This is a genomic window from Clostridium sp. AWRP (assembly GCF_004006395.2).
GTDB lineage: Bacteria > Bacillota > Clostridia > Clostridiales > Clostridiaceae > Clostridium_B.
Map to the genome: position 1 here is coordinate 644,362 of NZ_CP029758.2, position 23,714 is coordinate 668,075.

The window sequence follows — 23,714 nt, forward strand, 5'->3', positions numbered from 1 at the left end:
ATTTTCTCCAACTGAACCCTATTAACAGTTTACTAATTAGTTAGATTTGTTTTTGGTTTCTCTTTCTATTATAAATTTTTTAGCATTTAATTCTAAGGTATCATCTAGAGGGTCGAGTTTTGTATCGCCATATTTTTTAGAAATAGCTGTAGATATAAATCTATCTGCTAATTCAGGATTTTTAGAAAGGAGAGAACCGTGGAAATAAGTGCAAAAACAATTTTTGTATATGCAGCCTTCGTATCCATCTTCTCCATTATTACCATAACCTACAATTACTTTTCCAAGAGGTTCTAAATCTCCTATATAAGTTCTTCCAGAATGATTTTCAAAGCCTACATAGGTTTCTTTGAATTTTTCGTTATATATGACTGTATTTCCTATAAATCTATTGCTGCCGCCTTCTGTATATATATTGAGTACATCAAGGCCTGGCAACTTTTGACCATCGGGTGTAGAATAGTATTTTCCAAGAAGTTGATAGCCTCCACAAATTGATAAAAATACTTTACCCTCTTCAATGTAACTTACGATACCTTCTCTTTTATTTTTGACAAGATCCTCAGATACTATGGACTGTTCATAGTCCTGACCACCGCCAAAAAGAGTTATGTCATATTTAGAGCTGTCAAAGGGATCTCCAAGAGATATATTAAATACATTTATATCTATACCCCGCTGCTGTGCTCTATATTTTAATATGAGTATATTTCCTAAATCTCCGTATACATTTAATAAATCAGGATATAAGTGACATATGTTTAATTCCATTTTAGATACACTCCCTATTTCTCTAATATTTTACCACAGCTTTTTGATATATCCCTTGAAATTGAGAAATTTCCTGAAAGTTATCATGGCAGTATAAGTGGCTAATACATATACTGTATTTGACTTACAACTTTTTACTTCATCAATCAGATTTTCATAGTGTTTACAAATTATGAAGTTATCTTGGGGTAATCCTGCTACTTTCAATCTTACAGCCATATCATAAAGTCTTATACCTGAAATCATTATTTTATCTATATCCAGGGAAGAAAGCTTTTCAAAATTCACATCCCATATCCAGGATACATCTCTTCCATCTGCATAATTGTCATTTAGAAGTACAGCTAGGTTAAAGGTTCTGTTGTCAAGGCTTAAAGTATTTATAGCTTGATCATAACCAGCAGGATTTTTTACTAAGATTATTTTAACTTCTTTACCTTCTATATTTATAACTTCCTGTCTTCCAAAACTGCTCTTTTGTTTTTTTAGAGAATCATATATACAGGAAGTAGGTATTCCACAAATCATTGCTATAGAATAAGCACATAGGGCATTATACATATTATATGTACCTGGTTGATTTATATAATATTCCTTCTCATTAATTACTACTAATGATCCATCTGGGGTTTGTTCTTTTATTTCATCTAAAGTGTAATCCAATTCAGGCCTTTTATATCCACATTTTTCACAGTAGTAATCGCCCAAATGATTATATGTAAGAAAATTATATTTGTAAGGACTTTTGCATTTTTTGCAGAACTTAGCGTCTGCATTAGTATCTACTTTTTTTCTATTTGTTGGAGAACAATTGAATCCATAATAAATAGTTCTGTTTGGTAAATTTAGATCTCCAAGAAGAGATTCGTCCCCATTGAGTATTAAATTTGAAAGAGGTACTTTTTTGATACCTTTTAGAATTTTGTTTAATGTAGTGTAAACTTCTCCATATCTATCAAGTTGATCTCTAAATAAGTTTGTTACAGTTATAATTTCTGGAGTTATATAATCTGTAAATAAAGGAACATTTGCTTCATCACACTCTATAACTGCATAGTTTGTCTCACTACATTTTTTAAACGAATAGTTTTCTATAAAGCATGAAACTATACCTGTCAGCATATTTGCACCTGTATTGTTTGTAATTACACGCTTTTTCCCATCCTTTAGCATGTTGTAGACCATACTTGTAGTTGTAGTTTTACCATTTGTACCTGTTATGAGTATAATTTTATAGTCTTTACATATGGTTTTAAGAATATTCTTATCCAATTTTAAAGCAACTTTTCCAGGAAAATTACTTCCTCCTTTAAATAAAAATTTTGATAATTTTATTACGATCTTGGAAATAATAATACTAAAAAAAGATTTTATGTTAATTTTTAACACCACCTTCAACTTAAGTAAAGCGTTTATTTATTTACTTTACATACTGTTTGTCATAAGTCTATAGGCCTTAAATTTAAGATTGAAGTCTATTATAGTACACAACAAATACACTAGCAAGTAAACAACTCCTAATATTATAATACAATATTACAACTTTTACATTAAAAAGTTGTAAATTTACTGTATTTCTTAGGCTGGATAATAGAATTTGGGAATAAGCATTCAAAGGAAGGTATGTTTACAAAAGTATGTGTATAATATTATTAAAATTATAATATGAAGGAGTAGTTAAATGAATTATAATGTGGAAACAATTTACTAAATATTTTTGCAAGTTTAAATAAGCAAAAATTCATTATCAACCTAACTTATAAATAAAAAGTATAGCTTATATTAAAAAATACATAGAATTAATATAGTACATATAAAAATATACAAAGTATATAATGTATTATTACAGGTATAATATATAAAATACGGTATAATTAAATTTAAAATAATTTTTTTATTGCATTTTTCTATAAATGGTGTAATATATAAATATAAACTAATTTAGGGGGAAACATCATGAACATTGACTTATCATATTTAAATATTAATAAATATAGAAATATGTATAAAAATTTATCACCATCAGAATTAACGGAATTTTCAATTAAAAGGGGAGAAGGATTTTTATCAAATAAAGGAGCTCTTATGATTAATACTGGAAAGTACACAGGAAGATCTCCTAAAGATAGATTTATAGTTAATCAAGAAAGCATTAGAAACAAAATAAACTGGGGAAATGTAAATCTTTCTATAGAAGAAGATATTTTTAATAAAATGTATGATAAGGTATTAAACTATATAAGTGATAAAGATATTTTTGTGTTTGATGGATTTGTTGGAGCTTTAAAAAAATATACCCTTCCTATAAGAGTAATATGTGAAAAAGCATCCCAAGCATTGTTTGCAAATCAATTGTTTAGGAGGCCAATGGAGGAGGATTTAAAGTGTTTTACTCCCGAATTTAATATTATATCTGTACCTGAATTTAAGGCTAATGGAAAAGAAGATGGATTAAATTCAGATGCTTTTATTTTAGTGAATTTTGATAAAAAAATTATATTAATAGGGGGAACCAGTTACTCAGGAGAAATAAAAAAATCAGTATTTTCAGTAATGAATTTCTTGCTTCCACAAAAAGGAGTCATGCCTATGCATTGTTCTGCTAATATAGGACAAGATGATAAAACTTGCTTATTTTTTGGATTGTCAGGAACAGGAAAAACTACTTTATCAGCAGATGGCGAAAGAAGACTGATTGGTGATGATGAACATGGATGGTCTAATGAAGGTGTATTTAATTTTGAGGGCGGATGTTATGCTAAAACTATAAGACTTGATAAGGAAAAGGAAAGCCAGATATACAATGCCATAAGATTTGGAACTGTAGTTGAAAATGTAGTGGCAGATGAGAATAGGGTACCTGATTATAATGATGGTAGGTATACTGAAAATACAAGGGCAGCATATCCTATAAATTATATAGATAATATAGAAGAAAGCGGTGTAGGAGGAAATCCAGAGACTATAATATTTTTAACTGCAGATGCTTTTGGCGTAATGCCACCTATATCAAGGCTTTCTAAGGAAGCAGCAATGTATCACTTTATGTCCGGGTATACCAGCAAGATAGCTGGAACTGAAAGAGGAATAGTTGAACCTCAAGCTACTTTTTCATCTTGCTTTGGTGAGCCTTTTATGTTAATGAATCCTGCTGTCTATGCAAAGCTGTTAGGTGAAAGAATAGACAAGTATAACACTCAGGTATATTTAGTGAATACTGGATGGTTATCTGGAGGATATGGAAAGGGAAACAGAATAAAACTTTCCTATACAAGAGCTATGATTAGAGAAGCTTTGAAAGGAAAATTCAAAGATGTTGACTTTGTGGAACATCCTGTGTTTAAAGTAATGATGCCTACAAGATGTCCAGGTGTACCTGATGAAATATTAAATCCTAGAAATACATGGCAAGACAAAGAAGCATATGATGAAACAGCAAGAAAGCTAGCAATGAAGTTTAGTAAAAACTTTGAGAAGTTTAAAGATGTTTCCGAAGATATAGCAAAAGCTGGACCTGAAGTTTAAACTATTTATTATAGAATCAACTTTTACACATATAAAATTTTGACTTAATATAAAAATATTGCGAAGCAAAGCTTCACAAGTTAAGAATTAATAATGAAAAATTAATAGTGAAGGATGATTTTTAGCTGTCGCAAAAAATCTTTAAATTTATATAAATATTTAATAGAGTAAAAAAATAGGATTTGGTGATGAGTTGGTTTTATTTTCATCACTAAATCCTTTGTTTATATAAAATAAAAGATAATTTTACTTATGTAACAAATTATTAATAATATATATGCTGTGAAAAAGCTTACAGTAATAGTATAATAATACTTGTTTATAAATTTAATAAGGAGTGAAGTTAATGGAATTATTATTTATTATTAAAGCTGCTGCTATTGGAGTAGTCGAGGGAATAACAGAGTTTCTGCCAATATCTTCAACAGGTCATATGATAATAGTAGGAAATCTGATAAACTTCAAAGCACCAACATATAATGGTGCTTATATAGATATGTTTGAAATAGTAATTCAACTAGGTGCCATACTTGCTATAGTAGTGCTTTATTGGGATAAGATTTTTAATTCGCTTAAAAATCTTAAACCTGGCAAATGGGGATTTAAACTTTGGTTTACTATTTTAGTTGCTTTTATACCTGCTGCTGTTACAGGATTACTTTTTAATGATTTTATTAAAAGCAAGCTGTTTAACCCAATTACTGTTGCCTGTGCACTAGTATTTGGTGGATTTCTTATGATATATATGGAAAACAAATACAGAAAGGGAAATAGTACAAATACAATTGAAAATGTAAATCTCATACAAGCATTTAAGATAGGATGTTTTCAATGTCTATCTCTTTGGCCAGGAATGTCTAGATCTGCGTCCACAATAATGGGTGGATGGGTAAGCGGACTTACAAATGTAGCCGCAGCGGAATTTTCCTTTTTTCTTGCTATACCTACTATGATAGCAGCGTCAGGATGGTCACTTATAAAAGTAAATGTATCTATGGATATTTCTCAAGTTATTGCTCTGGCAGTTGGATTTATAGTTTCATTTATAGTAGCATTAGTTGTAGTAGAAAAGTTTATGAATTTTTTAAAGAGAAAACCGATGAGAGTTTTTGCTGTATACAGAATATTTATAGGAGCAATAATACTTATATTATATTTTACTAAAGTTATAAATATTTAATACTATGTATGAAGATGTAAGGTTTAATTCAATACATACATATAAATGAGTTACTCAACTTTTGTACATAAAAAAATAACTTAATATAAGAATAATGGAATCCAAATTAATTGACAATGCACAGTTCACAATAGTTGTGAATTGTGCATCGTCCATTGTTAATTGTCAGATGTCAATTGTAGTTAGAGTATATTTTTTAAATTATGAATTTATATTTCAAAATAGTGTTGACAGAGTTAGAAATACATGATAAACTAAAAAAGTCGTCGAGATGAGACGGCAAAATGATCCTTGAAAATTAAACAGAGGAAGATATAAGTACAACTTATTTAGAATAAACCAGCAATTCTTTTGAGCTGCGAGAGCAGCTAAAAAAGTAATTTCGTAATTTAGTGTATTACATTTAGTAATATACTAAAATTGATAGTAACGAGTACAGCGAGGAAAATGCTGAACGAGGAGCGGAACTTACTAACGTAATTGAGCACCGGAGTGAAGTATTTGACGAAGCTGGGCGAAGTTAATATCAATTTTCTATAGAGCCATATAAACTTTTAAATTAAGAGTTTGATCCTGGCTCAGGACGAACGCTGGCGGCGTGCTTAACACATGCAAGTCGAGCGATGAAGCTCCTTCGGGAGTGGATTAGCGGCGGACGGGTGAGTAACACGTGGGTAACCTACCTCAAAGAGGGGGATAGCCTCCCGAAAGGGAGATTAATACCGCATAATAATCAGTATTCACATGAGAACTGATTTAAAGGAGTAATCCGCTTTGAGATGGACCCGCGGCGCATTAGCTAGTTGGTAGGGTAACGGCCTACCAAGGCGACGATGCGTAGCCGACCTGAGAGGGTGATCGGCCACATTGGAACTGAGAGACGGTCCAGACTCCTACGGGAGGCAGCAGTGGGGAATATTGCACAATGGGCGAAAGCCTGATGCAGCAACGCCGCGTGAGTGAAGAAGGTTTTCGGATTGTAAAGCTCTGTCTTTGGGGACGATAATGACGGTACCCAAGGAGGAAGCCACGGCTAACTACGTGCCAGCAGCCGCGGTAATACGTAGGTGGCGAGCGTTGTCCGGAATTACTGGGCGTAAAGAGTGCGTAGGCGGATATTTAAGTGAGATGTGAAATACCCGGGCTTAACCCGGGCACTGCATTTCAAACTGGGTATCTGGAGTGCGGGAGAGGAGAATGGAATTCCTAGTGTAGCGGTGAAATGCGTAGAGATTAGGAAGAACACCAGTGGCGAAGGCGATTCTCTGGACCGTAACTGACGCTGAGGCACGAAAGCGTGGGTAGCAAACAGGATTAGATACCCTGGTAGTCCACGCCGTAAACGATGAGTACTAGGTGTAGGAGGTATCGACCCCTTCTGTGCCGCAGTAAACACAATAAGTACTCCGCCTGGGAAGTACGATCGCAAGATTAAAACTCAAAGGAATTGACGGGGGCCCGCACAAGCAGCGGAGCATGTGGTTTAATTCGAAGCAACGCGAAGAACCTTACCTGGACTTGACATACCCTGAATATCTTAGAGATAAGAGAAGCCCTTCGGGGCAGGGATACAGGTGGTGCATGGTTGTCGTCAGCTCGTGTCGTGAGATGTTAGGTTAAGTCCTGCAACGAGCGCAACCCCTGTTGTTAGTTGCTAACATTTAGTTGAGCACTCTAGCAAGACTGCCGCGGTTAACGCGGAGGAAGGTGGGGATGACGTCAAATCATCATGCCCCTTATGTCCAGGGCAACACACGTGCTACAATGGGCAGTACAGAGAGAAGCAAGACCGCAAGGTGGAGCAAACCTCAAAAACTGCCCCCAGTTCGGATTGCAGGCTGAAACTCGCCTGCATGAAGTTGGAGTTGCTAGTAATCGCGAATCAGAATGTCGCGGTGAATACGTTCCCGGGCCTTGTACACACCGCCCGTCACACCATGAGAGCTGGCAACACCCGAAGTCCGTAGTCTAACTTAGGAGGACGCGGCCGAAGGTGGGGTTAGTAATTGGGGTGAAGTCGTAACAAGGTAGCCGTAGGAGAACCTGCGGCTGGATCACCTCCTTTCTAGGGAGTCGAAAGATAGAGTATAATCTATCTTATAAATTGATGGTTTAAGTAAGTTGAAACTTAAAAATTGATAGTAACGAGTATATCAAGGAAAAACATGAGCGAGGAACAGAGTTTACTTATGTAAATGAGTACCGCAGTGAATGATTTTGAGGTCGATATGCGAAGTTAATAGCAATTTTTCACTCTGTTTAATTTTGAAGGATCATAGATTCTTCACAGTATCACTTTTGAATTTAAGTGGTATGATGATGATAAAAAATTGATAGTAACGAGCAAGACAAGGAAAAGCTTGAATGAGAAGCGGAGTTTACTTATGTAAATGAGCACTGGAATGAAAGCTTTGACGAAGTGTTGTGCAGTTAATAGCAATTTTTTAAAAATAGAATAAAAATATTTTGGGGGTATAGCTCAGCTGGGAGAGCATCTGCCTTGCACGCAGAGGGTCAAGAGTTCGAATCTCTTTATCTCCACCATTTAGGGCTTATAGCTCAGCTGGTTAGAGCGCACGCCTGATAAGCGTGAGGTCGATGGTTCGAGTCCATTTAAGCCCACCAAAGGTTTTCATTAGAAAACCATTTTCAGTTTACGATGTAAATTGAAAAATTGTCCTTTGAAAATTGCACAGTAAATAAGAAATAAAGTAAAGCTAAGGTTATAATATAACCTTTGTAGAATAACTTTAGTATCATTCTAAACATTTAAGATGATACAGAGAAAATTGCAAATAGCAATTTTCGATAATGAAAGGTCAAGCTACAAAGGGCGCATGGAGGATGCCTTGGCACCAGGAGCCTAAGAAGGACGTGATAAGCTGCGAAAAGCTCTGGGTAGGCGCAAATAGCCAGAGAACCAGAGATATCCGAATGGGGAAACCCACCTAGACAACACTAGGTACTGCAGACTGAATACATAGGTTTGTAGAGGCAAACCCGGGGAACTGAAACATCTAAGTACCCGGAGGAAGAGAAAGAAACATCGATTTCCTAAGTAGCGGCGAGCGAAAGGGAAAGAGCCCAAACCAGGAACTTGTTCCTGGGGTTGCGGATAGATTATAAATACTGTGAAGTGCTAATTGAAGAGAGCTGGAAGGCTCTGCCGGAGAAGGTAAAAGCCCTGTAAATGAAAGCAAAGAACAGTCAGATCTAATCCAGAGTACCACGAGACACGAGAAACCTTGTGGGAAACAGGGAGGACCACCTCCCAAGGCTAAATACTACCTGGTGACCGATAGAGAAGGAGTACCGTGAGGGAAAGGTGAAAAGAACCCCGGGAGGGGAGTGAAATAGAACCTGAAACCGTGTGTCCACAAACAGTCGAAGTACGTAAAGTACGACGGCGTGCTTTTTGTAGAACGAGCCAGCGAGTTACGATGTGCAGCAAGGTTAAGTACTTAAGGTACGGAGCCGGAGGGAAACCGAGTCTGAAAAGGGCGCGAAGTTGTATGTTGTAGACCCGAAACCGAGTGACCTATCCATGGCCAGGTTGAAGCGGAAGTAAAATTCCGTGGAGGACCGAACCACGTTGGTGTTGAAAAACCATGGGATGAGCTGTGGATAGCGGAGAAATTCCAATCGAACTCGGAGATAGCTGGTTCTCCTCGAAATAGCTTTAGGGCTAGCGTCGGAAATGAGTAATGGAGGTAGAGCACTGAATGGGGTAGGGGCTGACAACAGTTACTGAACCTTATCAAACTCCGAATGCCATATACTTGAATTCCGGCAGTCAGACTGCGAATGATAAGATCCGTGGTCAAAAGGGAAACAGCCCAGACCACCAGCTAAGGTCCCAAAGTGTAAGTTAAGTGGGAAAGGATGTGTGATTTCTAAGACAACTAGGATGTTGGCTCAGAAGCAGCCACTCATTTAAAGAGTGCGTAATAGCTCACTAGTCAAGAGATCATGCGCCGAAAATGTCCGGGGCTAAAACTTACCACCGAAGCTGTGGACTCGAAAGAGTGGTAGAGGAGCATCCTGTATGAGTAGAAGTCGTACCGGAAGGAACGGTGGATTGTACAGGAGAGAGAATGCTGGCATAAGTAGCGAGAAATAAGTGAGAATCTTATTGGTCGAAAACCTAAGGTTTCCTGGGGAAGGTTCGTCCGCCCAGGGTAAGTCGGGACCTAAGCCGAGGCCGAAAGGCGTAGGTGATGGACAATCGGTTGAAATTCCGATACCGCATAAAAGCGTTTGACAAAAGGGATGACGCAGGAGGATAAGGTGTGCATACAATTGGATGTATGTCTAAGCACCGAGTCAGGTATACCAGGAAAATCCGGTATATCAATGATGAGGTGTTATGGGGAACCCGTAAGGGGAAGTACCTGATTTCACGCTGCCAAGAAAAGTCTCTATGGAGTTTTTATGTGCCCGTACCGCAAACCGACACAGGTAGGTGAGGAGAGAATCCTAAGACCATCGGAAGAATTGTTGTTAAGGAACTAGGCAAATTAACCCCGTAACTTAGGGAGAAGGGGAGCCACGCAAGTGGCCGCAGAGAAAAGGCTCAAGCAACTGTTTATCAAAAACACAGGTTTCTGCTAAAGCGAAAGCTGAAGTATAGGAGCTGACGCCTGCCCGGTGCTGGAAGGTTAAGGGGAAGACTAAGCGTAAGCGAAGGTCAGAACTTAAGCCCCAGTAAACGGCGGCCGTAACTATAACGGTCCTAAGGTAGCGAAATTCCTTGTCGGGTAAGTTCCGACCCGCACGAATGGCGTAATGATTTGAGCACTGTCTCGACAACAAATCCGGCGAAATTGAAGTGCAAGTGAAGATGCTTGCTACCCGCGATTGGACGGAAAGACCCCGTAGAGCTTTACTGCAGTTTAGCACTGAATTTCGGTATTGTCTGTACAGGATAGGTGGGAGACTAGGAAGTAGTGGCGCCAGCCATTACAGAGTCGATGTTGGGATACCACCCTGACAGTACTGGGATTCTAACCGGGCTCCATGAAACTGGAGACGGGACAATGTTAGGCGGGCAGTTTGACTGGGGCGGTCGCCTCCTAAAAAGTAACGGAGGCGTACAAAGGTTCCCTCAGAAGGGTTAGAAATTCTTCGAAGAGTGCAAAGGCAGAAGGGAGCTTGACTGCGACACAAACAAGTGGAGCAGGGACGAAAGTCGGGCTTAGTGATCCGGTGGTACCTCGTGGGAGGGCCATCGCTCAACGGATAAAAGCTACCTCGGGGATAACAGGCTGATCTCCCCCAAGAGTTCACATCGACGGGGAGGTTTGGCACCTCGATGTCGGCTCGTCGCATCCTGGGGCTGAAGTAGGTCCCAAGGGTTGGGCTGTTCGCCCATTAAAGCGGCACGCGAGCTGGGTTCAGAACGTCGTGAGACAGTTCGGTCCCTATCCGTCGCGGGCGCAGGAAATTTGAGAGGAGCTGTCCTTAGTACGAGAGGACCGGGATGGACCGACCGCTGGTGAACCAGTTGTTCCGCCAGGAGCATAGCTGGGTAGCCAAGTTGGGAAGGGATAAACGCTGAAAGCATCTAAGTGTGAAGCCCACCTCAAGATAAGATTTCCCATAGCGTAAGCTAGTAAGACCCCTCGAAGAACACGAGGAGATAGGTCAGAGGTGTAAGCAGGGCAACCTGTTAAGCTGACTGATACTAATAGGTCGAGGGCTTGACCAAATAAAAGCGAAAGAAGAAAAGTTTACTGTGCAATTTTGAGAGGACAGAGCAATTTGAACTCTTAAAAGATAATATATAAGAAAATTGGTAGCAATTTTCGATAATTTAATGAGACTCAATCAGCTAAAGCTGATGAGTACCGATTTATACCAAAATCAAAGATTTTGACAAATCGGTATCTGGTGGTAATGACGTGAAGGTAACACCCCTTTCCATACCGAACAGGAAGGTTAAGCTTCAGAGTGCCGATGGTACTGCAGGGGAGGCCCTGTGGGAGAATAGGTCGCTGCCAGGTAAGTTTTTTGGCCAGATAGCTCAGTCGGTAGAGCAGAGGACTGAAAATCCTCGTGTCCCTGGTTCGATTCCTGGTCTGGCCACCAAAAGTTTGTATTAAAAAAGCTTCGAGTTATATGTGAGGCTTTTTTTTCGTATAAAAGAAAACTTATATGAGTTAATACTTTTAGGTTATTGAATTTAAAATTCTATTTTATGTGACGATTTTTTTAAAGGGGATGTGAGATATGAATAAAGGTGTTTTAAAATCTAGTATGATGCTTTTAATAACCTCTGCCATATGGGGATTCGCATTTGTAGCACAAAGGGTGGGTATGAATTATGTAGGTGCGTTTACTTTTAATGGGGTAAGATTTGGACTAGGTGCTTTTTCGTTAGTTCCACTTATAATATTTTATAAAGAAAATGGTAAAAATAAAGAAAAAAATAGAAGTTTCAAAAGCGTATTTTTATCTGGACTTTTTACAGGACTAATAGTGTTCTTAGCTTCTTCTTTCCAACAAGTAGGTCTTATAGGAACTACAGCAGGAAAAGCTGCTTTTATAACTGGATTGTACATTGTATTTGTTCCAATTATGGGTATGTTCTTAAAACGACGTGTAGGGCTGAATTCGTGGATCGGAGCTTTAATTGCTGTGGTAGGGTTATACTTTTTATGTGTTACAAGCAGTTTTTTTATATCACACAGTGACTTGCTTGAGCTTGCAAGTGCCTTTTTCTTTGCTGTTCAAATAATTTTAATAGATATTTTTTCTAAAAAGTTTGATACACTCAAACTGGCATTTTTTCAATTTATAACTTGTTCGGTTTTAAGTTTAATAACAGCTGTTTTGTTTGAAAATATAACAATAAGTGGAGTTTTACAGGCTGCAATACCTATTCTATATGGTGGTATATTCTCAGTGGGAATTGCATATACATTGCAAATTGTCGCACAAAAAAATGCTGAACCAACACATGCAGCTATTATAATGAGTATGGAATCAGTTTTTGCAGCTATTGGAGGATTCTTAGTTTTAAATGAATATTTAAGTTTAAAGGCAATATTGGGATGTGCTCTTATGCTTGCAGGTATGATTATATGTCAGATTAGACCTAGAGAAATTTGCCGTGCAAAAGTTGAAGCTTGTAAAAAGAGGTAATACATTATAGAAATGTCATATTTAGAGTCAATTAAATAGTTATCTATTATGTATACCTTTAGTAAAATATGTTATAATATTGGAGACGATTTCAACAAAAGTTTTGAATTTAATGATAAGAGGGGATATCATGAATAAAGTAATTACAATAGGCAAAAAGGATTTTGAAATAGGAAAAAGGACTTACATCATGGGAATACTTAATGTTACACCAGATTCTTTCTCTGATGGTGGAAAATTTAACAATATAGAGGTGGCTAAAAAGCATGCTAAACAGATGGAAGAAGAAGGGGCAGATATAATAGATGTAGGTGGAGAATCTACAAGACCAAGCTATGATCCTGTATCTGAGCAGGAAGAACTAGAAAGAGTTATTCCTATAATAGGTACATTAAGTAGGTGTATAAATATTCCTATTTCTATAGATACATATAAGGGAAAAGTTGCAGAAGAATCTATAAAAGCAGGAGCATCACTAATAAATGATGTTTGGGGATTTAAAAGAGACCCTTACATGGCAGAAGTAGCTGCACATTATAGAGTTTCTTGCTGTTTGATGCATAACAGAGATAACAGAAATTATACAAATTTGATGAATGACGTACTAACTGATTTACAGGAAAGTATAGATATAGCGTTAAGAGCTGGAGTTGATCCCAAAAATATAATAACAGATCCAGGTATAGGTTTTGCTAAAGATTATGAGCAAAATTTAGCTGTTATGAATCAGTTAGAAAGGCTTTCAGAACTGGGCTATCCAGTGCTTTTAGGAACTTCGAGAAAATCAATGGTAGGAAAGGCATTAGATCTTCCGGTAAATGAAAGGATAGAAGGAACTGTAGCTACTACAGTAATAGGAATAATGAAAAAGTGTGATTTTGTAAGAGTTCATGACGTAAAGGAAAACAAAAGAGCTGCAGTAATGGCAGATGCTATAATAAGAAGGTAGCTCTGCTAAGTGAATTAAGTCACTTGTGCAATGCCAGCTTAAATGATATAATCTTGTTATTTAATTAACTAAGTATGTTTAAGGGGAAGGAGAAATATTGGGTAAGCATTTTTAAACTCAATATACATTTATCATGGATGAAAAAAAGATTAGAGAAGCAGTAAAAATGATGCTTGAAGCTATAGGAGAAGATCCTGAAAGAGAAGGATTGGTTGAGACACCTGATAGGATTGCTAGAATGTATAAAGAGATATTTGAAGGATTAGATGAAAGTCCTGAAAAACATTTGAGAAAAGTATTTACTGTAGATAGTGATGATATTGTACTTGAAAAAGATATAACATTTTACTCCATGTGTGAGCACCATCTTCTGCCATTTTACGGGAAAGCACATATAGCATATATACCTGATGGGAAAGTTGTAGGATTAAGTAAACTGGCTAGAACTGTTGAAGTTTTTGCGAAGAGACTTCAACTTCAAGAGAGAATGTCTGCTCAAATTGCTGATTCAATGATGAAATATGTAAAAGTTAAGGGAGTTATGGTTGTAGTTGAAGCGGAGCATATGTGTATGACTATGAGGGGAATAAAAAAACCTGGAAGTAAGACTGTTACAGCAGTTGCTAGGGGACTTTTTAAAAGTGAACCTACACTTAGGGACGAAGTTTATAGAATGATAAATATGGAATAGAGCGTGGTGCTGAATTTGGAAAAAGTTAATGCTATTTTAAAAAACCGTAAGTTTTGTGCTTATTTATCTAAAATTAATAAGCTTGAAGAAAATAGAAAATATTGCAAACACAATATTCAACATTTATTGGATGTGGCTAGGATTACTTATATAAAGGTATTGGAAGAAAATATTAATGTAAAAAAAGAAATTGTATATGCAGCTGCTCTGCTGCATGATATAGGAAGATGGCAGCAATATGAAGAGGGCATACCTCATGAATTAGCTAGTATTAAGTTAGGAAAAGATATTTTGGATCAGTGCGGTTTTGACAATGAGGAAGAAAAAAAAATATTTGATTTGATAGGTAATCACAGAAAAAAAGATTCTGATAGTTTACTTAAAAATATATTTTATTATAGTGACAAAGCATGTAGAAATTGTTTTATGTGCAAAGCTATTTCAGAGTGTAATTGGCCAGATGAAAAGAAAAACTATAGTATTAAATATTGATTAGTTTTAGTTAGGGGATGTTTTGTATGGATGTCATATATGTAGAGGATTTAGAAGTATATGCCTATCATGGTGTAAATCAAGCTGAAAAAGATATGGGGCAGAGGTTTCTTATATCACTGCAAATATTTTTAAATTTAAGTGAAGCAGGAAAAAGTGATGACCTGAGTAAAACTATTAATTACGCCAAATTATGCTGTGAAGTAGAGGAAGAATTTAAAAGAAAAAAATACAATCTTATTGAAAAGTCTGCAGAATCTCTAGCTAGTTTTATATTAAAAAAATATACAGAAGTAGAAAGAGTGACAGTCAAAATAAAAAAACCATGGGCACCTATAGGAAAGCCATTAAAGTGGGTAGCGGTAGAAATAAATAGGTGCTGGCATACAGCTTATATTTCAATTGGTTCTAATTTAGGTGATAAAGCAAAAAATATAAAAGATGCCATAGATATAATAGATTCTTCACCTTATAATAATGTAACAAAAATATCTAAATTGTATGAAACTAAACCTGTGGGATATTTAGATCAGGATAATTTTTTAAATGGTGCTCTAGAGGTTAAAACCTTAATGGAGCCCGGAGATTTAATGGATTTTTTGTTAGAGGTAGAGAAAAAATTAAAAAGAGAGAGAATAATAAAATGGGGACCTAGAACTATAGACTTGGATGTAATATTATATGATGATTTAGTTACATCAGAAGAAAAGATTATAATTCCCCATCCAAGAATGCATGAGAGATTATTCGTTTTAAAGCCATTATCAGATATTGCACCTTATGTTATTCATCCTGTTTTAAATGATAGAATTATAAATTTGACTCATGAATTAGAAAAAACACAAGAATTATAAAGTTTTAAGTTAAAAATGAGGCTGTCGCATTAGCATAAAAAATATGCTAACGCGGCAGCGTTTTTGTGTATGTCTCAAGGAGCAAAGTGAAGACTACGAAATCTTGCGAAGGTAGAATGATCTGGTACTGATTAACATTCTAGAAGGCACATGAAATTTACATCTCTTTTGCAAGAGGTTTCCATTTCTCTAGAAGAATAGCTATGATTCATATAAGAATAAAGTAAAATCTTCAGCATCTGACGAGGTATAGCCTGATTTTCCCTTAATTGGGAATAAGTTAAAAGTAAATCTTTCACTCTTCCGAGTGGGAGATTTATTTTTTAGGCAAAAAGGATGCCACACTAATTTTTTAGTGCAACAGCCACCCTGCTTGCCATTTAGCGTTGCAGAAACGTTTATAACGTTAATCCTCAGCCTTCTATTGACAAAATAAAAACATTCAATTAAAATAACATACGATATATAACTTAAGTTATATTATGAAAGGAGGGAGTAGAATGGCGCCGAAAACCAAAATATCCAAAGCTGATATTATAACGGCTTCTCTTGCTATTGTTCGCGAAAGTGGAGTAGAAGCCTTGAACGCCAGATCTGTGGCACAAAAACTAAACTGTTCCACACAGCCGATTTTCAGCAACTATTCCACGATGGAAGATTTAAAAACGGATGTAATGCAATCGGCAAAGCAGATTTATCAGCAATTTATTGAAAGAGGCATGGAAGGTTCCGCCTATCCGCCGTACAAAGCAAGTGGTATCTACTATATTAAATTTGCCAGAGAGGAAAAAGAACTGTTCAAACTGCTTTTTATGCGTGATCGGTCTCAGGAAGAAATAAAAGAGGAACGAGAGGACATTTCTAAACTTTTACACCTCATTTCAGCTAATACCGGAATGAGTTTGGATGATGCATTTATGTTTCATATTGAAATGTGGACCTATGCTCACGGAATTGCCACAATGATTGCTACATCCTACCTGGATTGGCAGTGGGATATGATCAGTATGATGTTGACCGACGCATACGAGGGCATGAGAGAACGATATAAAAATAAGGAGGGCAAGTAAATGGATGCGATTGTTATGAGTAACTTAACTAAAAAATATAAAGACATAACTGCTGTCAATGACCTAAGCTTATCAATTCAGACCGGAGAATTATTTTCACTTTTGGGTGTAAACGGAGCGGGTAAAACTACCACAATAAAAATGCTTTCATGTCTTACACGGCCTACAAGTGGCGATGCGGTATTGAATGGTAAAAGCATTACTAAAGATACGCAGGCAGTAAAGTCAATAATCTCTGTTTCACCACAAGAAACAGCTGTTGCACCTAATTTGACCGTAAAAGAGAATCTAGGGCTTATGGCAGGGGCTCATGGTTTTTCCAACGAAAAAGCTAAAGCCAAAATAACAGAACTGATTGGTCAATTTGGCTTACACGAAATTGCAAATAAGCAGGCAAAGAAACTTTCAGGCGGTTGGCAGCGTAAGCTTAGTATTGCAATGGCTTTGATTTCCGAACCGCAAATTTTGTTTTTAGATGAGCCAACGTTGGGACTGGACGTTTTGGCACGAAGCGATTTATGGGATATCATTCGTTCCTTTAAAGGAAGAATTACAATAATCTTGACAACGCACTATATGGAAGAAGCAGAATCACTTTCAGACCATATTGCCATTATGAAAAACGGTAAGCTCTTATTTGCAGGAACGGCCGATGAAATCAAAATTAAAGCCGGAACGGATCGATTTGAAGATGCTTTCGTGAAACTTGTCAAGGAGGGAGTGCAATGAGAATGCTTTCTTTTTTCACACGTACAGCAAAGGAAATCCTGCGTGACCCTTTAAATGTGGCATTAGGTATAGGATTCCCGTTAGTCGTCCTTCTGTTGTTGTCTGAGATACAGGCAAATATCCCTATCAGCCTTTTCAAGATAGACAAGCTTGTACCGGGAATATCTGTATTCGGGTTATCCTTTATGACGTTGTTTTCTTCGATGTTGATAGCAAAAGACCGGTCAAGTGCTTTGATTCAAAGATTATACACTACACCATTAACCGCAAGTGATTATATCTTGGGATATGCGCTCCCCCTTATTCCGATTTCATTGGCGCAAAGCGTAATTTGCTACATTACGGCCATCTTTTTAGGATTGAAGATTACTATAAACATTGTTTATGCGATTCTCTTTTCCATACCGATTGCGTTATTCTTTATTACATTAGGACTTCTGTTTGGAAGTATCTTTAATGACAAGCAGGTAGGTGGTATCTGCGGACCGATACTTACAAACTTAGCAGCATGGCTTTCAGGAACATGGTTTGATTTAGGACTTGTTGGAGGTCTATTTAAAAAAATAGCATATGCTTTACCGTTTGTGCATGCTGTTGAACTTGGACGAGCCGTTTTGGGGGGCAACTTTGAAGGAATATTCCCACATATATGGTGGGTGTTTGGATATGCTGGTTTGACTGTAGTCATATCCATCCTTGTATTCACCCGAAAGATGAAAATTAATTGAGGTTAATAAAGAGCTATGAGAACAGAATGGTTATTGTGTCCTGCATGCAAAAATAAAACCTGCATTAGGGTACGAGGTGATACAATTATTGAAAACTTTCCTCTATTCTGGCCGAAGTGCAAGTAGGAAACGCTAATCAATGTACCCCAGCTAAATATGTCAGTTATCAAAGAGCCAGATGCTAAGACGCAGAGACAATAACATGTAAGATTGCTTACAGTTACCGGCTCTTTAGTACCATAAAAGTGTAATTGTTAAACACATCATTAGTGATTTAACACGTGCACTTATTTTTTTATAATAAAGGGAAGTAATTGTTCTGGCGAGGCTCTTTTTGAATTTTTACATCCGTTATAAAAATCGTCAACCACCCCTTATTATAAACATTTAATTAAGCAGGTTGGAACAAAGTAAACGGGAAAGATAAGCTATCAGATTTTGTAGAAGAATATTGGCATTTTGATAATACCAGAATATCCAGTAGTTAGAGCTATGGGCGGTGTTGGTGATGTATTAGCCCCAAAGCTAATAGCTGAAATAGGTGACGCACGATATTTCATAATAGTAAGGCACAATAGCCTATGCAGGAATAGATGCAGCACCAGATGATCATGCAGTATATTGGTATATTCTAAAAAAGAAGCTGAGGGTAAACCAAAACGGGCAGCTAAAATAGTAGGCTTAAATAAATTTTTACGGATTTACTATGCAAGAGTAATGGAATCTTACCAATAAAAAAATGCATTGACTTTTCTTAGCAGGTTTTTATACTATATTTTATTGTGTAGTTTTAAGTCACAGTAATAAATATACGATATATAACCATAATATAAATTTAGTAAAGAATGGGAGTGGTTTCATGGCAGAAAAGATATTAAAACCTCCAGTAGAGATTTTATATAAAGAAGAACTTGCAGCTTTAAAGAAAAAGGATGATGGAATAAAACCAGAAAATTGGATACTGTCACCAAAGGCTGTGAGAAAATTTATACTCGGAAGTTTAGAACCTTTAACATATAGAAATAGAAAAATATACATAAATAAAAAGTTTTTTGGAAATGATTCTTTAGTTGAAAGATGTATTATAACCCTTGCAGGAAACAGGGGACTTATGCTTGTTGGAGAACCAGGTACTGCAAAAACAATGTTATCTGAGTTATTATCTGCGGCGATATGCGGCTGCAGCACTAACACTGTTCAAGGTACGGCTGGAACTACTGAAGATATGATTAAGTATTCATGGAATTATGCAATGCTTTTAGCAAAAGGACCAACATCTGATGCTATAGTTAAAGCACCACTTTTTGTTGGAATGGAGAAGGGAATTATCACGAGATTTGAAGAGATAACAAGGTGTCCATCAGAAATTCAAGATAGTTTAATAAGTATATTAAGTGATAAAGTACTTAACATACCAGAACTTGGTGAAAGTGAAGGACTACTATTTGCAAAACCTGGATTTAATATAATAGGTACTGCAAATACACGTGATAAAGGTGTTAATGAAATGAGTAGTGCTTTAAAAAGAAGATTTAATTTTGAAACCATATTTCCTATAAAAGATGTTTCACTAGAAGCAAAAATAATAGTAAATGAAGTTGAAAAACTTAAAAATCAAAACAATATAAAAATGGAAGTGGATGAGGATGTTGCAGAACTTTTGGCCTCAACTTTTCATGAACTTCGAGAAGGAATATCTTCAAATGGCATAAGGATAGATAAGCCTTCTTCAGTTATGAGTACGGCAGAAGCCGTATCTGTTTATTACCAGACAATGATGACAGCTTATTACTATGGAGATTCGAAGATTAACCTGAATTCTATGGCCCAAAATATAATGGGTGCTGCTTTAAAGGAAAGTAGAGATGATCTTGAGAAGATTAAAAGTTATTTTAATGTTGTAGTTAAATCAAAAGCTGCAGAAGGTGGGGAATTATGGAAAAGTTATTACGAAGCAAGGAAATGGATAAAATAAATAAACTATTTAATGCCGCCTTTGATTTAAGGTCAAACCTTGTATTTTTTCCGATAAGACATCATAGTCCAGCATGTTCCTATCATTTAAGAAATACAATTCAAGAATATTTACCGCAAATTATATTAATTGAAGGACCTGTAGATGGAAATAACATAGAGGAGTCACTGTCGCATGAAGATAGTAATCCTCCTTTTGCTATTTACTATTCTTATTCGGATTCAAAGGGACTTATAGATGATACAAGGGGAAAATATAGATGTTATTACCCGTTTTTAGATTATTCACCAGAACTTATTGGAATTAGAGAAGGCAAAAAGAAAAATATTGAAACTAGGTTTATTGACTTATCTTATGCGGACATACTTATAAACAGTAAGAAAGGCAAGGGACTTTTAAAAAAAGAAGATAAGTTAAGTTACAATGATGATTATTTTTTTGAAGAAAATGAATTTATAGAAGAACTGTGTAAAAGAGAAGGTTGCAGAAGTTTTAATGAATTTTGGGAAAAGCTATTTGAAATTCAGGGACTTTATATAAGTAAAGAAGATTTTGTCAAAAATATGCTTTCTTATTGTTATCTTTCAAGAATCTGCAGCGCAAAAGAAGATCTTATAAGTGAAGGCTGTATTGCCAGGGAAACTTTTATGGCATCTAAAATTCAAGAAGCATGCAGCGTGTATAACAAAGTTTTAGTAATCACCGGTGGATTTCATACATATGGAATAATAGATTTATTGAATAAAAAGGTTGAATTTAGACTTAAGAAAATTGATGAAAAGGATAAAGGAGTATACGTTATGCCATACTCTATGGAAGCACTTGACCAGTTAAATGGATATTCAAGCGGAATGCCCTTTCCAAATTTTTATGAAGGTGTGTGGAAAAAATTAAATGAAAGTTATGAAACTGTATATAAGAACTGTGTACTTTCAAATATTATTCAAAATGGTAAAAAGGTTAGAAAAAATGATGGATGTCTTTCTACTTTTGATGAAATATGTGCGTTTGATATGGCTCAGGGACTTTCAAATCTCAGGGGAAAGCGGCAGCCTGGAGTGTATGAACTCATAGACAGTATAACTTCATCTTTTATAAAAGGAGATTTAAATATATCTACAGAAGATCCACTTAAAGTTTTATATAAAGATTTAACTGGAAATAAAATTGGTAAGCTTTGCAGGAAGGCAGATGTGCCACCTCTTGTACATGATTTTAAAGACACTTGTGCTAAATACAAGCTCAAGATAAATACTACTATAAAGCAGGAAATTTCACTTGATATATTTTCATCAAAAAGACACAGAGAAATAAGTTGTTTAATGCATAGGATGACATTTTTAAATACTAATTTTTCTAGGCTAATAAAAGGACCAAATATTTTTGAAAAGAGAAATGTAAATTTAATAAGAGAAACTTGGTACTATAAATGGAATACACAAGTTGATGCAGCTTTAATCGAAAATTCAGTTTATGGAGGAACCTTAGAAGAAGCATCTACGTCTCTTATAAAAAAGAATATGAATGAATGTGGTAAAAGTGCAGAAAATATTTCAAAATTACTAGTTTTATCATTTAACATGGGACTTGATGAAATTTTTAATTCTACAATAAATTCACTAAAAGATATTATTGCGGAAGATAGCAGCATCTATTCATTAATAAATTGTCTTTATTATTTAAATTACATATACACAATGAGAGAACTATATTTCATGAATTCTATGAATGAAGTAAAAAATATAATTTTTTATGTGTACAGCAAAATATGCATATTAATTCCGAATATGGCTTCAGTTAATGAAGAAGAAGCTTTAAAGGGAGTTAATTCTTTGAAAGAAGTATTTAATATCGTAATGAAAAGAGAATTAGATTTAGATGACACACTTTTAAAGGAAGCACTATTTTCCCTTCTAAGATTTGATTCTGTAAATGCAGGAATTGAAGGAGCAGCATCTGGAATACTATATGGATTAAATGAGCTTGAAGCAGAAGAAGCGGCAAAGTCTGTGGAAGGATATATATTTGGGACTAAGGAAAAAGCACTAAAGGCACCATCTTTTTTAAATGGATTGTTTTCAACTGCAAGAGATTTAGTTTTTGTGGAAGGCTCTATTTTAAAGTCAATTGATAAGTTTATAAATGAAGTTGAAGATGAAGATTTTATAAGAATTATACCACAGTTAAGGCTTGCATTTAGCTATTTTATACCTAGAGAAGTAGATGAAATAGGAGAAAAAGTAGCAAAAAATTATAAGGTGAGTAAAGTTCATTTTGATGAACTTAAAGTTATTTCACCTGAAATTTTAAAGCTTGGATCGGAAATTGATAAATATGCAGCCAAAGAAATGGAACAAAGCGGAATAATATGAATGCAGTTATTTTATTTTGGGCTTAAGTATGCATATAAAGAAAGGAAGATTAACATGGAGATTAAAATTAGACAGGTATCTATAGATGATTTAAATTCGGTAGCAGAAGTGGAGAGCATTTGCTTTCCAAAATCAGAAGCAGCTACAAAAGAGTCTTTTAAGCAGCGTATAGAAACATTTTCGGAAAGCTTTTTTGTGGCAGAAGTAAATGATAGAATAGTTGGATTTATTAATGGATGCATTATAAATGAGACTGTTATATGCGATGAACTTTTTGAAGATTCTACACTTCATGTTCCTAGTGGACGCTATCAAACCATTTTTGGATTGGATGTTATACCAGAGTATCGTAATCAGGGAATTGCATCAAATTTAATGAAGCATATGATAGAAACAGCAAGATCATCAGGTAGAAAAGGAGTTATTTTAACTTGTAAAGAAAGGCTTATTCATTATTACATGAAGTTTGGCTACGAAAATAAAGGTGTATCCATGTCAGTACATGGTGGTGCTAAGTGGTATGATATGATTTTAGAATTTTAGTTTTCACATAGAATAGTGTGCAATGGAAATAAAGACATATAATGAAGAGGATTTAATGAAGCTGGATTTTAGTAAGGTTTTATATAATTGGGATTGCTGCTAAAAATAGCAACTTGGTGGTGATGATATGAACGAAATTGGAACACAAAAAATAGAAACTAATAGGCTAATATTAAGAAGATTTGCAATAGAAGATTACGCAAAAGTTTATAAAAATTGGACTTCAGATAGTATGACTACACGTTATTTGAGTTGGAATACTCATGAAAATGAGGAAATAACAAAGAAATACATACAATCTAAATTAAGTATGTATGATAAAGAATTTTTTTTCGATTGGATTGTGATTAGAAAAGAAGATGATGAGCCAATTGGAGAAATTAGTTGCGTAAAATTCTCAAAATGTCACAGACTTTGTGAGGTTGGTTACTGCTATGGTTTGAAATATTGGAATTTAGGTTATGCAACGGAAGCATTGAAAGCTTTTATTGAGTATATGCTTAACAAAGTTCAAGTTGATATTGTGATTGCTTGTCATACAGAAAGTAATGCAGTGTCTGGTTTTGTTATGGAAAAGGCAGGCATGAGAAAAGATGCAGCATTACCTAATTATTTTGTAAATAAAGAAACAGGAAAAAGAGAAGCACAAGTATTTTATTCAATAGAACGATAAATAGTTCAATTTGTAGAGA

General features: G+C 35.5%; 17 protein-coding genes, 3 tRNA genes, 3 rRNA genes and 1 pseudogene. 21 read left to right on the forward strand and 3 right to left on the reverse strand.

Annotated elements, in window-relative coordinates:
* Positions 1-36: 36 nt before the first annotated feature.
* Together DMR38_RS02900 and DMR38_RS02905 are read right to left on the reverse strand one after the other, a co-directional pair.
* Positions 37-771 (reverse strand): type 1 glutamine amidotransferase, encoded by a 735-nt coding sequence (locus DMR38_RS02900; RefSeq protein WP_063555345.1) that lies wholly within the window; start codon positions 769-771, stop codon positions 37-39.
* Positions 772-801: 30 nt separating this feature from the next.
* Positions 802-2,160, reverse strand: coding sequence for a Mur ligase family protein (locus DMR38_RS02905; RefSeq protein WP_175412908.1), 1,359 nt, complete (start codon positions 2,158-2,160; stop codon positions 802-804).
* A 567-nt stretch (positions 2,161-2,727) separates the two neighbouring features.
* Here DMR38_RS02905 and pckA point away from each other — a divergent pair.
* From pckA to folK, 13 genes are all read left to right on the forward strand, one after another.
* The gene (gene pckA, locus DMR38_RS02910) at positions 2,728-4,296 is read left to right on the forward strand and encodes a phosphoenolpyruvate carboxykinase (ATP) (protein ID WP_127719922.1); all 1,569 of its coding nucleotides are present in this window, start codon (positions 2,728-2,730) and stop codon (positions 4,294-4,296) included.
* A gap of 346 nt (positions 4,297-4,642) precedes the next feature.
* Positions 4,643-5,476 carry an undecaprenyl-diphosphate phosphatase gene (locus DMR38_RS02915; RefSeq protein WP_127719923.1) on the forward strand — a complete coding sequence of 278 codons (834 nt, stop codon included), beginning with the start codon at positions 4,643-4,645 and terminating at the stop codon, positions 5,474-5,476.
* Between the two features lie 555 nt (positions 5,477-6,031).
* A 16S ribosomal RNA gene (locus DMR38_RS02920) occupies positions 6,032-7,541 on the forward strand.
* 403 nt (positions 7,542-7,944) lie between these two features.
* A tRNA-Ala gene (locus tag DMR38_RS02925) sits at positions 7,945-8,020 on the forward strand.
* 4 nt (positions 8,021-8,024) lie between these two features.
* Positions 8,025-8,101: transfer RNA gene (locus tag DMR38_RS02930), tRNA-Ile, on the forward strand.
* Positions 8,102-8,293: 192 nt separating this feature from the next.
* A 23S ribosomal RNA gene (locus DMR38_RS02935) occupies positions 8,294-11,183 on the forward strand.
* Positions 11,184-11,361: 178 nt separating this feature from the next.
* A 5S ribosomal RNA gene (rrf, locus tag DMR38_RS02940) occupies positions 11,362-11,478 on the forward strand.
* Together the 16S, 23S and 5S rRNA genes with 3 tRNA genes alongside form the textbook arrangement of a ribosomal RNA operon.
* A gap of 9 nt (positions 11,479-11,487) precedes the next feature.
* Positions 11,488-11,563: transfer RNA gene (locus tag DMR38_RS02945), tRNA-Phe, on the forward strand.
* A 141-nt stretch (positions 11,564-11,704) separates the two neighbouring features.
* Positions 11,705-12,619: a DMT family transporter gene (locus tag DMR38_RS02950; protein WP_127719924.1), complete on the forward strand. Its 915-nt coding sequence runs from the start codon at positions 11,705-11,707 to the stop codon at positions 12,617-12,619.
* Between the two features lie 130 nt (positions 12,620-12,749).
* A complete protein-coding gene (gene folP / locus DMR38_RS02955) occupies positions 12,750-13,568 on the forward strand; it encodes a dihydropteroate synthase (RefSeq protein WP_127719925.1) in 819 nt (272 codons plus the stop codon).
* A 133-nt stretch (positions 13,569-13,701) separates the two neighbouring features.
* A complete protein-coding gene (folE, locus tag DMR38_RS02960; RefSeq protein ID WP_175412909.1) occupies positions 13,702-14,259 on the forward strand; it encodes a GTP cyclohydrolase I FolE in 558 nt (185 codons plus the stop codon).
* Between the two features lie 15 nt (positions 14,260-14,274).
* Positions 14,275-14,751, forward strand: a complete 477-nt coding sequence (locus DMR38_RS02965) for an HD domain-containing protein (protein ID WP_127719927.1) — start codon at positions 14,275-14,277, stop codon at positions 14,749-14,751.
* Positions 14,752-14,777: 26 nt separating this feature from the next.
* The gene (gene folK, locus DMR38_RS02970; protein WP_127719928.1) at positions 14,778-15,605 is read left to right on the forward strand and encodes a 2-amino-4-hydroxy-6-hydroxymethyldihydropteridine diphosphokinase; all 828 of its coding nucleotides are present in this window, start codon (positions 14,778-14,780) and stop codon (positions 15,603-15,605) included.
* 131 nt (positions 15,606-15,736) lie between these two features.
* Here folK and DMR38_RS02975 read toward each other — a convergent pair whose 3' ends face one another.
* Positions 15,737-15,844: a transposase gene (locus DMR38_RS02975; RefSeq protein ID WP_347562545.1), complete on the reverse strand. Its 108-nt coding sequence runs from the start codon at positions 15,842-15,844 to the stop codon at positions 15,737-15,739.
* Positions 15,845-16,105: 261 nt separating this feature from the next.
* Here DMR38_RS02975 and DMR38_RS02980 point away from each other — a divergent pair, with 261 nt between their 5' ends.
* From DMR38_RS02980 to DMR38_RS03020, 8 genes and pseudogenes are all read left to right on the forward strand, one after another.
* Positions 16,106-16,675 (forward strand): TetR-like C-terminal domain-containing protein, encoded by a 570-nt coding sequence (locus tag DMR38_RS02980; protein ID WP_127719929.1) that lies wholly within the window; start codon positions 16,106-16,108, stop codon positions 16,673-16,675.
* Positions 16,676-17,404, forward strand: coding sequence for an ABC transporter ATP-binding protein (locus DMR38_RS02985; protein ID WP_127719930.1), 729 nt, complete (start codon positions 16,676-16,678; stop codon positions 17,402-17,404). It abuts the gene before it with no gap.
* The gene (locus DMR38_RS02990) at positions 17,401-18,132 is read left to right on the forward strand and encodes an ABC transporter permease (RefSeq protein ID WP_127719931.1); all 732 of its coding nucleotides are present in this window, start codon (positions 17,401-17,403) and stop codon (positions 18,130-18,132) included. The genes DMR38_RS02985 and DMR38_RS02990 overlap by 4 nt, the downstream gene beginning before the upstream one ends.
* A gap of 15 nt (positions 18,133-18,147) precedes the next feature.
* Positions 18,148-18,333, forward strand: a pseudogene (locus DMR38_RS02995) (cysteine-rich KTR domain-containing protein).
* A 658-nt stretch (positions 18,334-18,991) separates the two neighbouring features.
* Positions 18,992-20,107: an AAA family ATPase gene (locus DMR38_RS03005; protein ID WP_127719932.1), complete on the forward strand. Its 1,116-nt coding sequence runs from the start codon at positions 18,992-18,994 to the stop codon at positions 20,105-20,107.
* A complete protein-coding gene (locus tag DMR38_RS03010) occupies positions 20,068-22,479 on the forward strand; it encodes a DUF5682 family protein (protein ID WP_243124420.1) in 2,412 nt (803 codons plus the stop codon). Before DMR38_RS03005 ends, DMR38_RS03010 begins: the two co-directional genes overlap by 40 nt.
* A gap of 54 nt (positions 22,480-22,533) precedes the next feature.
* Complete coding sequence (locus DMR38_RS03015) at positions 22,534-23,022, forward strand: GNAT family N-acetyltransferase (RefSeq protein ID WP_127719933.1); 489 nt, start codon at positions 22,534-22,536, stop codon at positions 23,020-23,022.
* Between the two features lie 127 nt (positions 23,023-23,149).
* Complete coding sequence (locus tag DMR38_RS03020) at positions 23,150-23,695, forward strand: GNAT family N-acetyltransferase (protein ID WP_127719934.1); 546 nt, start codon at positions 23,150-23,152, stop codon at positions 23,693-23,695.
* The last annotated feature ends 19 nt before the right edge of the window (positions 23,696-23,714 follow it).

What these genes read in the sequence shown, in the direction of transcription:
- DMR38_RS02985 (WP_127719930.1), top strand. Translation starts at nt 16,676, where the DNA reads ATGGATGCGATTGTTATGAGTAACTTAACTAAAAAATATAAAGACATA.
- DMR38_RS03005 (WP_127719932.1), top strand. Translation starts at nt 18,992, where the DNA reads ATGGCAGAAAAGATATTAAAACCTCCAGTAGAGATTTTATATAAAGAA.
- DMR38_RS02900 (WP_063555345.1), bottom strand. Translation starts at nt 771, where the DNA reads ATGGAATTAAACATATGTCACTTATATCCTGATTTATTAAATGTATAC.
- DMR38_RS02950 (WP_127719924.1), top strand. Translation starts at nt 11,705, where the DNA reads ATGAATAAAGGTGTTTTAAAATCTAGTATGATGCTTTTAATAACCTCT.
- DMR38_RS02975 (WP_347562545.1), bottom strand. Translation starts at nt 15,844, where the DNA reads ATGCTGAAGATTTTACTTTATTCTTATATGAATCATAGCTATTCTTCT.
- folK (WP_127719928.1), top strand. Translation starts at nt 14,778, where the DNA reads ATGGATGTCATATATGTAGAGGATTTAGAAGTATATGCCTATCATGGT.
- DMR38_RS03020 (WP_127719934.1), top strand. Translation starts at nt 23,150, where the DNA reads ATGAACGAAATTGGAACACAAAAAATAGAAACTAATAGGCTAATATTA.
- pckA (WP_127719922.1), top strand. Translation starts at nt 2,728, where the DNA reads ATGAACATTGACTTATCATATTTAAATATTAATAAATATAGAAATATG.
- DMR38_RS02915 (WP_127719923.1), top strand. Translation starts at nt 4,643, where the DNA reads ATGGAATTATTATTTATTATTAAAGCTGCTGCTATTGGAGTAGTCGAG.
- DMR38_RS03015 (WP_127719933.1), top strand. Translation starts at nt 22,534, where the DNA reads ATGGAGATTAAAATTAGACAGGTATCTATAGATGATTTAAATTCGGTA.
- DMR38_RS03010 (WP_243124420.1), top strand. Translation starts at nt 20,068, where the DNA reads ATGGAAAAGTTATTACGAAGCAAGGAAATGGATAAAATAAATAAACTA.
- DMR38_RS02980 (WP_127719929.1), top strand. Translation starts at nt 16,106, where the DNA reads ATGGCGCCGAAAACCAAAATATCCAAAGCTGATATTATAACGGCTTCT.
- folP (WP_127719925.1), top strand. Translation starts at nt 12,750, where the DNA reads ATGAATAAAGTAATTACAATAGGCAAAAAGGATTTTGAAATAGGAAAA.
- folE (WP_175412909.1), top strand. Translation starts at nt 13,702, where the DNA reads ATGGATGAAAAAAAGATTAGAGAAGCAGTAAAAATGATGCTTGAAGCT.
- DMR38_RS02990 (WP_127719931.1), top strand. Translation starts at nt 17,401, where the DNA reads ATGAGAATGCTTTCTTTTTTCACACGTACAGCAAAGGAAATCCTGCGT.